11 protein-coding genes are annotated in these 16,827 nt (G+C 35.5%); 3 read left to right on the top strand and 8 right to left on the bottom strand.

Annotated features, from left to right (window positions below; translation table 11 throughout):
• Positions 1-380 precede the first annotated feature (380 nt).
• From LC076_RS24430 to LC076_RS20045, 6 genes are read right to left on the bottom strand one after another with little or no spacing between them, the layout of a single operon-like run.
• Entirely contained in the window at positions 381-1,160 is a 780-nt protein-coding gene (locus tag LC076_RS24430) for an SH3 domain-containing protein (RefSeq protein ID WP_226670866.1), read from the bottom strand.
• Positions 1,161-1,165: 5 nt separating this feature from the next.
• Positions 1,166-2,095, bottom strand: a complete 930-nt coding sequence (locus LC076_RS20065; protein ID WP_226670865.1) for a hypothetical protein — start codon at positions 2,093-2,095, stop codon at positions 1,166-1,168.
• Between the two features lie 2 nt (positions 2,096-2,097).
• Positions 2,098-4,374, bottom strand: coding sequence for a toll/interleukin-1 receptor domain-containing protein (locus LC076_RS20060; RefSeq protein WP_226670864.1), 2,277 nt, complete (start codon positions 4,372-4,374; stop codon positions 2,098-2,100).
• Positions 4,364-4,990, bottom strand: coding sequence for a hypothetical protein (locus LC076_RS20055; RefSeq protein ID WP_226670863.1), 627 nt, complete (start codon positions 4,988-4,990; stop codon positions 4,364-4,366). Before LC076_RS20055 ends, LC076_RS20060 begins: the two co-directional genes overlap by 11 nt.
• Positions 4,983-6,932 carry an NAD-binding protein gene (locus LC076_RS20050; protein WP_226670862.1) on the bottom strand — a complete coding sequence of 650 codons (1,950 nt, stop codon included), beginning with the start codon at positions 6,930-6,932 and terminating at the stop codon, positions 4,983-4,985. Before LC076_RS20050 ends, LC076_RS20055 begins: the two co-directional genes overlap by 8 nt.
• Positions 6,933-6,942: 10 nt before the next feature.
• Positions 6,943-7,680 (bottom strand): CBS domain-containing protein, encoded by a 738-nt coding sequence (locus LC076_RS20045; RefSeq protein ID WP_226670861.1) that lies wholly within the window; start codon positions 7,678-7,680, stop codon positions 6,943-6,945.
• 215 nt (positions 7,681-7,895) lie between these two features.
• Between LC076_RS20045 and LC076_RS20040 the strand changes: the two genes are divergently transcribed.
• Entirely contained in the window at positions 7,896-10,109 is a 2,214-nt protein-coding gene (locus tag LC076_RS20040) for a GGDEF and EAL domain-containing protein (protein ID WP_226670860.1), read from the top strand.
• Between the two features lie 358 nt (positions 10,110-10,467).
• Here the strand turns inward: LC076_RS20040 and brnQ (LC076_RS20035) are convergent, their stop codons facing one another.
• Positions 10,468-11,781 carry a branched-chain amino acid transport system II carrier protein gene (gene brnQ, locus LC076_RS20035; RefSeq protein ID WP_226670859.1) on the bottom strand — a complete coding sequence of 438 codons (1,314 nt, stop codon included), beginning with the start codon at positions 11,779-11,781 and terminating at the stop codon, positions 10,468-10,470.
• Positions 11,782-12,048: 267 nt separating this feature from the next.
• On the opposite strand from brnQ (LC076_RS20035), the gene brnQ (LC076_RS20030) reads away from it, so the two are divergent.
• The gene (gene brnQ / locus LC076_RS20030; RefSeq protein ID WP_413466015.1) at positions 12,049-13,374 is read left to right on the top strand and encodes a branched-chain amino acid transport system II carrier protein; all 1,326 of its coding nucleotides are present in this window, start codon (positions 12,049-12,051) and stop codon (positions 13,372-13,374) included.
• Between the two features lie 373 nt (positions 13,375-13,747).
• On the opposite strand, the gene LC076_RS20025 is transcribed toward brnQ (LC076_RS20030), so the two are convergent.
• Positions 13,748-15,583, bottom strand: coding sequence for an SEC-C domain-containing protein (locus LC076_RS20025; RefSeq protein ID WP_226670858.1), 1,836 nt, complete (start codon positions 15,581-15,583; stop codon positions 13,748-13,750).
• A 609-nt stretch (positions 15,584-16,192) separates the two neighbouring features.
• Here LC076_RS20025 and LC076_RS20020 point away from each other — a divergent pair.
• On the top strand, positions 16,193-16,825 hold the full coding sequence (locus LC076_RS20020) for a 5-bromo-4-chloroindolyl phosphate hydrolysis family protein (RefSeq protein WP_226670857.1): 633 nt from the start codon (positions 16,193-16,195) through the stop codon (positions 16,823-16,825).
• Positions 16,826-16,827 lie beyond the last annotated feature (2 nt).

Genomic DNA, 16,827 nt, shown 5'->3' with positions numbered 1-16,827 from the left:
AAAATAGAAGGGAAACAGATAAAAACCATCAATTTTTGTTCAAAATTCGAACAAAAATTGATGGTTTTTTTTGGGAAATTATTTCATCTAAGAATAACCTGAGTTCTTCAGTGCCCTCTCCTCTATTCCCGTAGGAGTCGAGTGTCTTCCGCTCCATTCCACTAAGTTCTTTAAAATAGTTTCCAAAATCAAAAAACTGTTAAAGATAGCAAATAAAAACCCGAAATATTGAATGATTAATTGATATATCACCTAATAATTCGGGTTTATCATTAGCTTTAATACATATGTCCCAGCCTCTTCTTTTTGTGATATTCTTCATAGGTGTTTTTCGACACGATTCGGGTAGTGACAGGCACCGCACTTAACAGGCACCGCACTTACTCCACAATCTTAGCCGAAATCCAACCTGTTTTCCCGTTAGGTGTTTCGACTTTGAGCCAGCGGATTCCTTGGTTGTCGGTTTGTTCTTCTTCTAGGTATGTGATGGTTTCGCCTTGTGTGAGGTCATCGACGATGTTTCCGTTTAGGTTCGGTGTTTCGCGGATGTTTCCACCATCTTTATATTTTTCCTTGAGCTTTAATGTTTTTGGGTTTACTTTTGAACTGACTTCGTCGAATTTTCCTTTGACATTTGCTTGTAGCTTCGTGAGATCATAGCCCAGGTCTTTTTGAACTTTTTCTTTTGTTACCCATGCTTCGAAGTTGTTCCAAGTTTTTGAGTAAGACGTTGTTGGGTTATTGATAATCGCTAGTGGTAGCAAAATCGCTAGGGAAAATGCAACAAGTCGAACCATTTTCTTTATTCTTGCTTTGTTTCTTGTTCGTCTTTTTGATAAATCTTCTAATCTTCCAAAGCTTTTAAGTAACACCGCGCAAAAATCCTCACCTGCTTCGAGCCAGTAGGGAATTCGGTGATCTCCATTACTACGTCGTTTTGATAAAAACTTATGAAATAATACCATGAGTGGATAAGAAAGGTATTCAACACCTTTCTTCACCAACATGCTAGCCCATTCGATTAACTTAGGAAGTAGTCGGAAGATAATTGGTCTAGCAAGAATAATGAGAACATAAGTAACAATGGCGATTCGTAGCCAGACGGGCAGTAATGTGAGTGGTACCCAAATCCAGAAAACTTGATTAATAATGGTTTCCACTTAATTTACTCTCCTTTTGTAGATTGGTAGACGCTTCTTAAATCATCAAGAGGGTCTTCAGCATAGTCGTTTCTGTTGTTATTGTTTTTCGTTTCTGCAAAGTTTTCAGAAGGGAAATATACTCTGATTTTCTCTAGCTGTTGCTCGACTTCGATTCGGTCTACTGTTGGGTCTGAGATTAATTTACGTACTTGATCTTGCACTTCTGCACGAAATTTTTCCTGGTTCGCAATTCTACCTTGGACAATTTCTAGTGCCGCTTTGTTTTCCTCAGATAATAATAAAGCATTGAAAAGATTGCCTGCTTCAATTTCCTTTTGAATTCTTTCTGCAAGAGCGAGTGCTTGGCGTTGTTTTACTTCTCTTTCATGCTCAGCAAGCTCACCTTCACGATCAATATCCCAATATTTCTTATCATGCTCTTGATCACTTCGACTTTGTTTCACAAGTACATTTATATCAGAAACAACAATACCAACCTGCTTTAAGCCAGCTACCATTGAAGAGTGCTCATGTAAATCCTCGATATGCTTTTTCACCCGCTTTGCATCAGAAATGGAATAATCAGTCGTAATTTCCTCTAGCCAATAAGGAAGCTTCTTTTTGATAAAGTTTACAATTTCACCTGCATCTTGCTGCACAAGGGAAATCGGATCAACCACTTTATAATCGATTGATAGATTAATAAGAAAGCTACGTCCTCTGTCTAATGAAAGATATTCTTCTTCACTTTGATAATTTTGTGTGGCCATGTTGACGATATATACCTTCGTATATTTGCCTGCACGTAAATCACTTCGAGTGAGGCGATCACCATTTTTAACAACCTGAAAGTTATTTTCTCCATTTACATAAACAAACGCTTGATTAAGAGAAGAAGCTGGTGGTTTTTCAAAAAAACTAAATTTTACTGGTTGCACTTCAATTAAATTCATCGTTATTTCCTTCCTTTCACACTCATCATTTCTTCGTATAATTCATTGAATGATGTATTATGTTGTTTCATCATGTTTGCTTTTAAAAGATCCTTCGCACGTTCACTTACTGCACGATCTTCATTGTAGAGAAGTGAGATCATAAGTGGTGCAAGCTTTTGTGGGAAATGTGACACGGCAGTCGTTAAGAACATTTCACCAACTCTTTTTGTTTTGCTGGATTTTAGTGAAATGTTCACGAATGATCCAATGTTTTCCGTTATTTCCTCTTTTGAAAGAATGCTAGTTAATTCATAGCTATTGGCTCTTATAATTGAAAAATAAAAGTGTAGTAGTTTTACTGAATCTTGTTCTTCCTTTAACCAGCTTTGGAAGTGTTGCACATAAGCGATCACATAATCATGCTGATTACTTCCTAGCTTAAAAAGATTTATGTAGCTTTGTCCGACGATATGCCTTAAAGATGCTGGATTTGTTAAAAAAGTTTTTTGTAAAAGCTGAAGTGTTTTTGGATAAAGAAAAACACCGATCTCAGAGCCAAGCGCACAAGCTGCTGTCCACTGTAATGCCGTATTGTTTCGCTGAGAACTCCAGCTGTTTACAAGGTTTATCACTTCTTGAACATATTGCCTTGTTTTAATGGTATTTGTTAACACACGAACAGCTGCTAAGCGATATAACGTATTATCATGCTTGGCCCATTGCTGCAAAAGCTCTTGACGTACAAAGGTTAAATCATAGCTAGCTAACATGGTAAGAGAGGAGTCAATTTCAGGTATGACCACTTTTTTCGCTTTTGCTAAATACTCATCAAACCATGATAACACTGCATTTCTTGAAAATCGATAATGTGTCCAAAATTGCTTTAATATAATCTCTGCTTCATCTGGATGAATCAGTTTAATATGTTCAACAGAAACATAACCCATATCAGAATTTACTTTTTTAGAAAAACGTTTTGCTTGTAAAATGGTTAGTCGAGCGTCATCTGATAAAAAGTGAGTAGCTTGTCCAAATTGCCAAGATTCTTGTAAGTGAGTCTCCAATAATTTAGATGCTTCAATAAATGCTTTTTCAGGAACTTCTTTTAAAATAGCTAATGTGACATAATTGGCTACAAGTGATAAAGATTGTCCATGTTCCTCAAACCATTTCTTCACGCGCTCTTCAACATGACTTTGAAATTGCTCAATCATTTGTTGAACAGTTAATGACCCTTGAACAACCTCCGCTAGCTTCTTAGGAATATCGCTAATTTCATATGGAAGCAATTTTTCTAAAAATGGTTCAACTTCCTCTATTATTGTAGAGCTAATATTATGTAATCCAGCTTTTTCAGCATGCTGCATTAAAACAGTCCTTTTTTCAATAGGAGGGTTGATTGTGAAAGTTTGCATCCAGTCTGGTAGCTCAGTATCTTCTGTTGTGAAAATAAGATAACTATTTTCATGTTTAAGAGAATTAGCTAGCTCATCCCACATAACAGGAATAAGATGCTCATAAAAATCTAAGCTTACTTTATCAATTATATATCCTGTGTTAGGTTGTAAGGGCATTTTTAATAAATCGATCATTGTAACCGTTGGTAAAATCTCAATGATACGCTCTACATGTTGATTTTGTAACAAATTGATGCCTGTTGAATATTTGCCGGTACGTTTTTCATTCTGCAAAATCACGACGTAATTTTCATTTACACATTGTTGTACTTCAGAAAAATTTTCTACAGGTACATACACTCGTTTTAGCTGTTCTACACGTTCATTTTCCAACAAAAATGCTGTGGCAGAATTTGTTGGAGAAAACTTGTTAATGATCGGTGTACCTAAGGATTGTACCCAGTCTGTTGGCACATTTTTTTGCTGTGATTCGAGCTGATAAGCTTCCAAGCGCTCATGAAGCACAGCTGTTGCATCGGAAATGGATGAAAAATCAAGCAAAGAAGTCATTTGCATGCTGCGAATAATCAGCACAAGCTGCTTTGCGATAGGTGAATCATCAATCAACACAGGTAAGATGAGTTTATTCATTTGATCAGCATATTCAATTTCTCTGTACACATATTTCGAATCATGAACTTCTTTTGAATGAAGAAGAATAACCACATCCATTTGCTCAATGGCGTCGACAATATCTACTAGGTAATTATTGCCCTTTGCTATATTTCGCGGGGCATACCAACAAATATAACCTAGGCTTTCAAGTATATCAGCCATTTCCTTCATGATCGGAAAATTTACGCTAGCATGACTTAAAAAGATCTTTAATTTACCGTTCATCATGGTCCTCCTTTTTAATAGAATTGTATTGTTGAAGTGATAAGTAGCTTGACTTCGGATGAAAAAAATTATCTGTTGAACGTGGTGTCATAATCCACAGTGTCTTTCGATCACAAAGGGGCTGTTGCAACCTCAAAGATTCCGGAAATCCCTGGAGCTGGCAACGAATAATATGATTTGTGCCACCCGTTTTCTCAGGATATTTTTCACCATTCCACAATCCAAACAGAAGCTGACTTTGTTGAGCTACATAAGCACCGACTGCAAAATAACATAATGTGTCAGTAGGCTGGTCCTGAACAAGCTCTGGTACAAAAATAGAATCAGCTTTATCCACTAATTTCAGAAAATTGTTTCGCTCTTCTCCTTCAGAAAAATCGAGACAATAGCGCTCGATAGGGAAGGGAATAGGTGCATGCACAGATACTCCTCGTTCAAGCGCGATTTCTGCTAAAAGCTGATCTGCTCCAGATGCTAATGGTGAAAAAAGTAGAATTTCCGAATGAAGTGTGATGAGCTGGTCAAAATATCTCATTGTTTCTTGTTTTACTTTTTCATAGGCATTAGGGTGAATATCTCGATGACCGGTTACCCCGATTTTATAAGGCTTATTCAATGTCTCGATCAACCCTTCGTTTATACAATACTTTGTCCATTTTTTCTGTGATTTCATATAATTGTAAAATGGTATCACGATCATATTGTTTAAAATTGATTTCTCTAATCGAAGAGATTGTATCTAATTCATCCCAATCGACTAAACAAGCATGAAGCTTGTTTTCTGGATCTTTATGGTTCGTTTTTGTGACATATTCTACATTGTAAACATCCCAGCCCTTACTAAAGTGAAAAGCATTCCATCGTTTATGTTCAACAATTGAGAGCTGCTCTAGCTTTGTTTGCATATCTGTTGTGAAAGTATCCTTTGGAACTGACTCTTTATCAGGGATTTGCTCGTGAGCTTCATAGCCGAGTAAAAATAGTTTTGTTTCATAATGGTTCATTAACGCACGATTCGATTGCTTTTCAAAATGTGATAACTCATCCCATGCTTTGCTATTTGCTGTTTTTTCTTCATACATCGCATGAGCTAATTTAGCCATACGATCGAGCTGCTCTTGAATCACAATCTCCTCTGTTAGCACATCTTCTAATGCACCAAATTGATAAACATGGTGAAAAGCTTCTTCTTCATGAAGCCACTTCGCAAAATATTGATCTTGCTGAAGCTTCAAATAAATTGGAATCTGCTTAAATCGTTGATGCAGTCGCATTCCTTGAAGAATATCTTTTTCATCATTATCTAATGAAATATAAATTGAAGATATGGGCAGGTGTTGATCTTCAACTAATTTTCCAATATCTTCTGCTTCCACATCACGTTCAATAAATTGAATGTTTGCCATCTCATTTAATCGAGGGTAGCTTTCTTTCCAAGATTGTGAAATCGTTTTTGCTTGGAAGTCGACGATAGTCATTGCTAAAGGTTGTTTATGATAAAAATGACTCCTTTGGATCGCTTGCAAGGCAATTTGCTGTCCGGTTAACCCAAATCCGATAATAAGCAGATGAAAAGGAGATGAATCAAGTTGCAGAGCTTTTTCTTCATGATGCTTATAAATCGGATGTTGATCAAATAATTGACGTGCAATTAGTTCATGAATTGAGATTGGATGAAGGTGCAAAGTAATTTTGCTTGATTCTGTAAGGACCTTTTTTTCTAATTGAGTAAAAAGACGTTCTGTTTGTGAATGGTTTTGCTGAACATAAAACGTAATACGACGTTTTTTCAGTCGCAGCTTTTCTTGTTCAAAATAATGGTGAACAGCTTTCACAATATTTAAGTTATACGTATCTTCTTGATGCAGTGTGACAATGTATTTCGCTTTGTGAATAGCCGCTTTTCGAAGAGACGTTGAACTTAATAAATCACCTTGTATTAAAACGGCACCTTGTTGCTTAAGATCATTTTCTAATGAAAACGACTGCTCTTGTATAATCAGAACGTTGTTTTTATTTTTTAATAAATTTGCCGCAAAAGTATAAGATTGCTGATTTAATCCTAAAATCACATAATGATTTCCCTTATTTGTCATAAGCCATAATCGAAGGGTTTGCCTGAAATACGCTAAAATCAGTTGTGAAATCGTAGAGATAATATAAGCAACAGCAGACCAACGAGCTACCTCAATGGAAGGAGGATAAGTGATAAATCGATCACCGTTTTTTGAAAACACAGGATCAACATCAAGTGCGAATAAGCGAACTGTTGAATAAATCACATTTGCTAAAGGATAATCCTTGATACTTTCCATTGAAAATCCATAAATTCCTGATGATAAAGCTAATAATAAGGTGAAAATTTGCAGAGAAAAGTGTTTTAATTTCGGCTGAAAAACGAGACAACCAAGTAAAAGGACGAATGGTATGATTGCATAATTTTTATCAAAAAAAGGAATAAAAAAGGTGAATAATCCTAATAAGATTAATAGTATGAAATAAAGTAGAACATATTTCCAATGTAACCGATATATCGCAAAAATTCTTGAGTTAGACATGTAGAACTCCTTATAGATGTAGTAGATCGATTTCAATTAAATCCCAAGGAGTAATAATTCCTAGAGGACGTTCATTTGAAGAACCATTTTCAGTGACAATCACAGCTTCTAACTTTCTTTTTTGCTGAAAAAATTGTTCGAATAAGTCTTCCAGCTCTAAAATGTTCATGTTCTTACTAACAAAAGAAACATTATGTTCATCTTCATATCCTTTTAGTTCGTCTGCAGTTGATTTTGTTAAATTAATTTGCCCGTCTTTTATATGGCGAGCTAACCAGTTTGTTAAAGCACCCTCTGTTAACAAGAATGAAAATTGATGATCCTGATAAATAGGAAATTGATTATATGAAGAAGTCGCCATTGTTTTAATCACATATTCTATTGAATGAGTGGATTGTAGAGTGACAACTGTTTTTGTTGCAATCTTCATTACTTTAGGTGGAGCCGATAATTGCCGAGCTATTTTCTCGATTTGAAGCACAATCTCTTCATTTGGAGTGGCAATGTATGTATCTGTTTGGAGTTTTTCATGAACAAGAGCATTTCTTAGCTTCGCAAATTGTTTTAAATCACCATAAAATGACTGAATAAAATGATGTTTTCGACTGGAAATCGATAATAACTTCATAAATGCATCTTGATATTCATGTGGATTTAATTGCTTTAACACATGGTGTATATTATTAAATGCCACCTCAAATCTCTCAGAAAGCGCCGAATCCCCCTGTACTTTCATGCTGCTATTCATAGATCCTCACAACCTTTTTAAAAAATAGACTATGATAATATTATACAAAATTAGGGTCTAATTTCCTAGACAAGTTCGAGAATTAGATACCAATGTTGCAAAAAAGGGAAACATGGAGTTCGATAAGTTTCGACAAAAATCGGGGCGTGACAGTCACCGCCCGAATCGGTACAATATAATTAATTACTACCTCATTATGATTAGGGGAATCCATCATGTTTTCAACTGGGTCGAAATGGCTAAAACTCATTAGTGTTCTTATATGTTTAATCGTTTTTAACCAAGTTTTACTTACTATTTTTCAAATGAATCATATCTTTTTACAACTTTCATATGTAATGATTAATATTTGCACTGTTTTTGTGCTTATAGGATTACTGATTATTCTCCGGAAAACGAGAAAAGAGCTGAATAAAAGTAATCAAAAGCTAAATAATATTTTTAATTCATTAGATGTGGCACTTTGGTCACATGATTTAAAGTCAGACCATTTATTTATTAATCCTGGAATTGAAAAATTATATGGTTATCAATTAAAAGAATTTTATCAAGATTATGACCTTTGGAAAAAAGTCATCCATCCAGATGACCTGGATGTTTTAACAGAAAGAGCAAAGCTAATTAAGCAAGGACAGCCTGTGACGAGTAATTACCGTATTATGAGACCTGATGGTGATGTGAGATGGATTCAAGACACTGGAATTCCGACTTATGATGATCGCGGGAATTTAATTGATTTTTCTGGTGTATTGTTTGATTTGACAGAACAAAAAGAAGGGGAAGCTCGCTACCGTGGAATTGTAGAGTTATCTCCAGATTTTATTGCTGTGATCAGAGATTGGAAATTTGATTTTATTAATGATGCAGGAAGCAAGCTTATTGGCGTTGAAAGTCCCAGTGATTTAGTTGGTAAGTCCATTCTTGGGTATGTTTCGACCTCAGATGTTCGAAGAATACGAGATATTCTTCATGAAATGGATGACAAAGAGCTTGAAAAGAACCGATTTGAGCTACAAATAGTGCATGTTGATGGCCGAAAACTCGATGTAGAAATGTCAGTTATGAAGCTTCTATATGAAGGGAAAGTGGCAAGACTTGCTGTTGGTAGAGATATCACAGAGCGGAAAAAGGCAGATGAAATAATTCATCAGATGGCCTATTATGATGCATTAACAGGACTTCCAAATCGAAATATGTTTAAAAAACATCTAAACAATCGTTTGCTTAATAATACAGGTGAAAATCTGGCTGTGCTTTTTTTAGACTTAGATCGTTTTAAGGTGATTAATGATACAAAAGGACATTCAACAGGTGATCTTGTTCTTCAAATTGTTGCAAAACAATTAACAGAAGCTGTTCAGAATGCTGGATTAGTATCACGTCAAGGTGGAGATGAGTTTTTAATTTTATTAGATGATACAACGAACGAAAAAGTTGAAACTATTTCACAACGAATTATCACAGCATTTTCACAGCCAATTTATATCGAAGATGATGAGTTTTTTGTGACGCCAAGCATTGGTATAAGTTTGTTTCCAGAGGACGGACAAGATCAGGAAATGTTAATTAAAAACGCAGACACAGCCATGTATTTAGCAAAGGACCGCGGAAAAAATAATTATCAATACTATAATCCGAGTTTAAATAAATTATCAACAAGAAAAATGAAGCTAGAAGTTGCGCTAAGGAAGGCAATTGAAAAGGATGAATTAACAATTTGTTATCAACCACAAATTGAGCTGAGTACAAGAAAAATTGTGGCAGTTGAAGCATTGCTTCGTTGGAATCATCCAAAGTATGGGGGGATTTCACCTGTTGAATTCATCCCTATTGCGGAGGAAACAGGACTTATTGTGCCGATTGGTAGATGGGTGCTTCAAAAGGTAAGTGAACAGCATAAACAATGGAAAGAAGCTGGACTTACTTCATTAAGAGTAGCTGTTAACGTTTCTGTTCGACAAATACAGGAAAATGACTTTGCAGATGATGTGAAGAGAACAATCCAAGAATACAAGCTTAATCCGTTAGATTTAGAGCTGGAAATAACTGAAAGCATTATGCAAAACATTGAAAACTCTACAATCGTTTTGAATGAATTAAAAAATCTCGGTGTGACCATTTCCATTGATGACTTTGGCAAAGGCTATTCGTCACTAAGTTACCTAAAACACCTACCAATAGACAAAATTAAAATTGATAAATCATTTGTTGATGATATAAGTCATTCCTCAAACAATGGATCCATCGCAAAAGCAATTATTGATATGGGACATAATATGAACTTCACGATTGTTGCTGAAGGTATTGAGGAAGTGCAGCAGGTAGAGTTTCTTATGAAAAACTTCTGTGAATATGGACAAGGATATTACTTTAGTAAGCCAGTGTCAGCTGATGAGGTTTTGTCAATTGTGGAAAAAGAGATTGAATAACACTCAATAAAAGAGATTGGGACATAAGTATTTAAGCTAATGATAAACCCGAATTATTAGGTGATATGTCAATTAAACATTCGCCTAATAGTTCGGGTTTTTAATTGCCGTCTTCAATAGTTTTATTTTATTTTGCATACTATTTATAAGAACTAGTGGAATGAAGCGGAAGACACTCGACTCCTACGGGAATTGAGGAAAAGGTGAGACCCCGCAGGCGCTTACGTCGAGGAGGCTCAGCTTCCTCCCCGTGGAAAGCGAGTGTCTGCAGCGCAATGGAACGCACTTGTTTCTTTCAGCTTAAGATTTATTCGTCGTTTGGTATGACTTCTTTACTTATGTCCCAGCCTCTTTCTACTTATTTTCTTTTAAATTGAATAATAGCTCCAACCACTGCACCAATGATTGCTGGCACAAGCCACCCAATTCCAATACTAAATAGTGGAATGTAGCTGAATAATTGATTGATTATTTCTATATTAATATTCGCTGCTTTTAATCCATCAACAACACTAATGACAGCTGTAGCTAGCAAGCTGCATTGATAGACAATCGGTTTGATTTCAAAAACATGATCCACAAAAGATAATAAAATAAGCACGATGGCTAGTGGATAGATTGCAAATAATAGTGGAACCGAAACTGAGATTAGCTGTGATAATCCAACATTTGCAACACATGTACTAAATACAGAGAGAATGATAATAATGCCTTTATAATTTAGGTTTGGTACAACATTCGAAAGGTAATTTCCACAAGCTGAAACCAACCCAACACTTGTTGTTAAACAAGCAAATGTAATAGCGAGCGCTAAAACCACTTTTCCTGAAGCTCCGAATAATGAGCTAGCAATTCCAGATAAAATGGCCCCACCATTATCTAAATATCCAAGACTAGACACACTAGAAGCACCGATGAAAGCAAGTGACACATACACAAATATTAAGCCTATTGCTGCGATCATACCCGCTTTAATGCAAACCTTCGCAATATCCACACGCTTTGTTACTCCACGTTCCTTAATGACTGACACAATCACAATACCAAAAACAAGTGCACTTAACGTATCTAGAGTTAAATAGCCCTCTAAGAAGCCTTTGAAAAATGCTCCATCTACATAATCTCCTTGTGGTGCCTGAAACTCTCCCATTGGTGTGAAAATTGCTTTTACCGTTAACAGGACTAGAATAAGAAGCAAAGCAGGGGTAAGTAGCTTTCCAATTCGATCAACAAGCTTGCTTGGGTTTAACGCAAGCCAAAAGGTAATCACAAAAAAGATCAAACAATAGATAAAAAGTGTAAATTGAGAATCAATAAGTTCTCTTGATAGAAAGGGTGTTATACCGATTTCATAGGCTACAGTAGCAGTTCTTGGTATACCAAAAAAAGGCCCAATCGTTAAATACAAAATAATCGGAAAAATCAACCCAAATACCGGGTGAACTTTGTTTCCAATTGTACGAATATCACTACCAGCCAATGCAATGGCTACAATTCCTAAAAAGGGAAGTCCTACACCTGTAATTAAAAATCCAATCGTTGCTAACCAAATCTGTTCACCAGCTTGTTGTCCAAGTGCTGGTGGAAAAATCATATTACCAGCCCCTAAAAACAAGGCAAATAGCATTAAGCCGATAACAATTATTTCTTTACCGGATAATTGTTTATTCATAATATCCTCCTGAATTTAACTATAGTAAGAAATGATTATTTTTTTCTCTTTTTTTGACACAAAAAACAGTGTAGCATAGAATGATCATTAATTTGTAGAAAAAAATAAATTTTATAAAAACTTTTGAATTTAATGTAGAAAGATTTTTTCTATTCTAATATAGAATTTAATTCAGAATAATTTTAATAATCAAACATATTGTTCTTGACTAGAAATCAATTTCTTCAGTTGGTATAATTCAGCTCATTATACTTAAGGAGTACACAAATGATGTTTAAGAAAAAAGAACTTATTTTTATTAGTTTTATGCTTTTTTCCATGTTTTTCGGTGCTGGAAATCTTATCTTTCCAGCATTTTTAGGTCGCTCAGCTGGTGAAGATGTTTGGGTATCACTAGCCGGCTTTATCTTAACAGCTGTAGGACTACCAATATTAGGAGTAATGGCGGTTGCAAAGGCCGGTAGCTTACACACCTTGGCCATGCGGGTTCATCCCGGTTTTGCATTTCTTTTTCCCTTATTCATTTATGTATCAATAGGACCTGGATTAGCGATACCACGTGCTGGTTCCATTTCATTTGAAATGGGTCTAAAACCATTTTTGCCAGAATCACTGATGAATCAACCATTTATGTTGTTGATGTACACAGTTATTTTCTTTATCATCACCCTTTGGTTAAGTCTACAGCCATCAAAGCTAGTTGATCGATTTGGTAAGCTTCTCACACCAATTTTGTTGGTGATGATTGTCGTTATTTTTGTCAAAGCAATTTTTACTCCGATTGGTTCTTTTGGAAAAGCAACAGGAGAATATACAAACCATTCATTTTTTCAAGGCTTTTTAGATGGATACTTAACGATGGATGCATTAGCAGCACTTGTATTTGGGATCGTTGTCGCAAACACGATTCGCTCAAAAGGTGTAAACAATCCCAAATTAATTTCCAAATATATGAGCATTGCAGGTATTGGGGCAGGAATTTTACTAGCTTCCATCTATGGTATTTTGGCTTATCTTGGTGCATCAAGTGCAGCAATCGGTCAGCCAGAAAATGGGGCACAAGTATTAACACTTGTGATGAATTCATTATTTGGTCAAGGTGGAATCATTATGCTAGGCATGTTATTTACTCTTGCATGTTTATGTGTGTGCATCGGACTGATTATTGCTTGTAGTCAATACTTCACAGGAATTTTCCCAAAGCTTTCTTATAAAAAATGGGCAGTTATTCTTTCTGTTTTAAGTCTTATTGTTGCAAACTTAGGATTAACACAAATATTGTCTGTTTCTGTACCAATACTAGGAGCAATATACCCAATTGCAGTCGTGTTAATCACACTTGGATTAATGTCAGCAAACGTAAGTAAACAAGTGTACCTGTATGCCATCTTATTTACAGGAATATTTAGTGTGTTAGAAACGGTAAATGTTACGTTTCTTGCCGGAGCAATGGATTCGGTTTTAGGTTATGTTCCTCTTTATGAACAAGGAATAGGCTGGCTTGTCCCTGCAATCGTGGGGATGGTAGTTGGATTTGTATTAAGTAAGATGATGAAATCAAGTAGTAATGTTGATTCAGTGATTGCTGATTAAGAGGATGGAGTGAGGGTGTTGATTCCCTTGCTCTTTTTTTGCGGATTTTGAATCAACTTAATCATTTGCCTGAGGTTGAATGGCTTGGAAAAGTGTTAGCATGGTCGATAAATCAATAATAATGACCGACAATTTTCTTAATATGAATTAAAGAACCATTAATAGAATCTTTTTACAACTAAGCATCGGTTATTAAATCAATAAGAGGTGCTTACTCCAATAAATTGAGTAAAAAATAACACTCATACTACAGAAAATCTACATTACACATCATATTACTTGTCCCGATAATAATCCCTCCGATTACTCACTTCCAACAAACCCCAACACAAAAAAGCCACCTCATCAAAAGGTGGCTTTTCTTCACTCATTATTAAACCAAACTTAACATTTTTTCTTCTTCTTCTTTCACCACATCAGCCACAGTTTTTCCGAGTGATGTTGACTTTTTACCTTTATCTAACCATTTTGCTAATGCTTTTGTTGTGCTTGTGAAGTCTTTGATCACAGTTTTGCTAATTGGGTCGTACAGAGAAGGGAAGTCGACTGTTAGAACTTGCTGCCAAAAGTCTTTGTCACATTCGTTCCAGCTTGTTTTTTCATGTCCCTCTAATAATTCTCGTAGATCGAATAAGCAGTTTCGGTATTTTCTTAGTGTTGCTTCAGCTTTGCTATCTGTTTTTTCTTTAAAGAATGTTACAAGATCTTCAGAGTAGAAGTTATCAACAGAGGTTGGGGTGAAGCCTAATAGCTCATAAACTGGAATGTCTTCTTCATTTACCAGTGGTTTTTGCTTCTTATCTGATAAAATGATAGGTGTGTAGAATGTTCTTCTATTTTCTCCGCCTGTTACAAATGGTGATAGTGGAAGACCTAGCTCTTTACGAACGGCGTTAAAATCAGCTGTAACAGGTACGCTACCATTATCTTTTTCCACTTGAACATACATGTTATATTCTAGTGATTGTAGGTACGTTTCGACCCTTTCTGTTTCACCAGCTTCAATTAACTCTAGAATCGATCGCTCACCTAGCAATGGGATTTTTATATCTAATTCTTGTCGAATGTCATTTTGTGCGTATAACGCGAAATATGGGGCCGTACCTTCTTGGAAGGAGGCAATTGTATTTTTCAGCTCCACTTGATATGGGATGGTTTGTGTATGAGTATCAACGGTAACAAATGAAATAGCTGTTGAATCTAGTGCATTTTCTAGCATATGTTTAAATTCATCAACAAGATTCTTTTCAAACGTATTAAAAATTAATTCATGATTATTTTGTGAGATCGAACCAAGAACATTTCCTACTAACACAGGTTTTTTAAGCCCACTATCTTTATATTCGTGCCAATCCGTTACCCAACTAGCTAACTTTTTTCCAAAGTTCCAAGAGTCAATAACAATCGCTTCCTCAGAGTTAACAAAGCTTGCGACAGCAGAATCATCCAATACGTTGTATTTTAAATTGTATTGAGTGATTTCAGTAGGATTTTGCGGTCTTTCTTTATTTGTAGTGAGAGCTGCCAACATTTCTGGAAAAAAATCAACTAAAGCTTGTTCATGACTAATTTTTTTCTCAGATACGATTTCTTCTAGTTTATTTGCAGCACGTTTCATACTTTCAGGATCTTTAAAAATTCTAACTCCATTAAAATAGTAGAATTGCTCAAACTGTTCTAAGAGACCTAATGTACCAAACCATGGTGCAAAGTTTGGAATATTTTCTTTGAACGTTGATACTGGGTATTGGTCTTTTGTGATAATATCTTCAAATAGAATAGAGTCCTCACTATTGTTAACAGCTTGAACAAGCTTCGGTTTTAGAGAAACCCAAGTGTTTGCCATTTCTTTTTCAGCCTGGGAAAGTCGTGATTCATTTTCACGCAGAAACCACTCGATACCTCGGAGTCCATTTTCAAACGTATGAAAAAAGATTAACCAATAATCATAGATCGCCTTTTCTGCACCTTTATCTTTAATAGAATGACGAGATCTATTTTTAAATTCACTATGCAATTGATATAATTGACTTGTTGGAATTGCTTTCTCAATGAAATCTTTTACTTTGATAACAAGTACATGCTTTTGTTGATAAAAGCGTTCTTCTTTTACTTCGTGTAACGTAATAATATTTTCTTGCAGCATGCAGCATTTTTTATATTTCTTTCCACTACCACATGTACATGGATCATTTCGTTTGATTGCCATTACTATCACCTAATCTGTATATGTATTTTTCGTTTATGTATAACAATTGTGATTTTAGTTGAAACTTTACATTTGTTCAAGTGACGCCATATGTTTTTATTTATATAAATATTAATCTGTTCATGTTTGTTACAGGCATTCACTTTCCAGGGGCCTCATCGTGAGCTGTTTGCCTGATGCTTTTCCCATTGACACGCTTCTCAGAGCAATAGTCCATGCATTTACTTCAATTAGCAAAGTGTAAAATCGATACCAAGCCTTAACCTAATTTAAAAAGGTCTTTGATTTTACCTAATTTCTATCAAGAGACTAATTCAGTTGATTGGAGCGGAAGGGTGCGAGACTCCAGCAGGAACAGTGGGACAGGTGAGACCCCACAGGCGTAAGCGCCGAGGAGGCTCACCGCCCACCCTGCGGAAAGCGAGCAACCCTGGAGCGCAAATCAACTAACAGACAACAAGTTTTATTGTCTGTTTTTAAACTTAGAAAATAGCACTGATTATAAATCTGGTACACATTTTCTCTACATTATAAAGCCTTTCAAAAATGAAACCTTCGACAATTTAAAACGTACTATATACTAGTAAGTTTTCTATAGGAGACGATAAGATGAAACAAACAATAAATTTCTTTATTCAATCTTCTGCAGCTCTATTTTCAACAGTGACGATATGGACGATTAGTATTTTTCCGCTAGGTCAACCCTATCTACTTTCAAGCACATATGCCATAGGTGGGGGAGCGGTTGTGTTTTTATCTGCAAAAGCACTAACACATCACAGATTCCTCAAGCAAAATCAGCTTACTAATAGAGAATATCGATATATAAAGCAAAACTTAAAGGAAGCGAATCATAAAATTAAGCGATTGCGTAAAGCGCTTTTCACAATTAGAAATGTTGCATCAATTAAACAAAATCTAGAGATTTACCGAGTAGTCAGTAAAATTTATTCGATAACAAAAAAAGAACCAAAGCGTTTTTATCTTGCCGAGCAGTTTTATTATTCTACTTTAGATTCACTTGTAGAGTTAAGTGAAAAGTACGCATTTTTAGTATCGCAGCCTAAGAAAAACAATGATTTAGCGATCTCATTAAATGAAACACGCAGAACAATATCTGACTTAGAACAATCGTTAGAAAAGGATTTACATGATGTTGTCTCGAAAGATATCAATCAACTGCAATTCGAATTAGATGTTGCAAAGCTTTCACTAAATAAATCCATTAAGAATGATAAATAGGA

This window comes from Metabacillus litoralis, assembly GCF_020524045.1.
GTDB lineage: Bacteria > Bacillota > Bacilli > Bacillales > Bacillaceae > Metabacillus > Metabacillus litoralis_C.
This window is presented reverse-complemented; position numbering and strand designations above follow the sequence as displayed.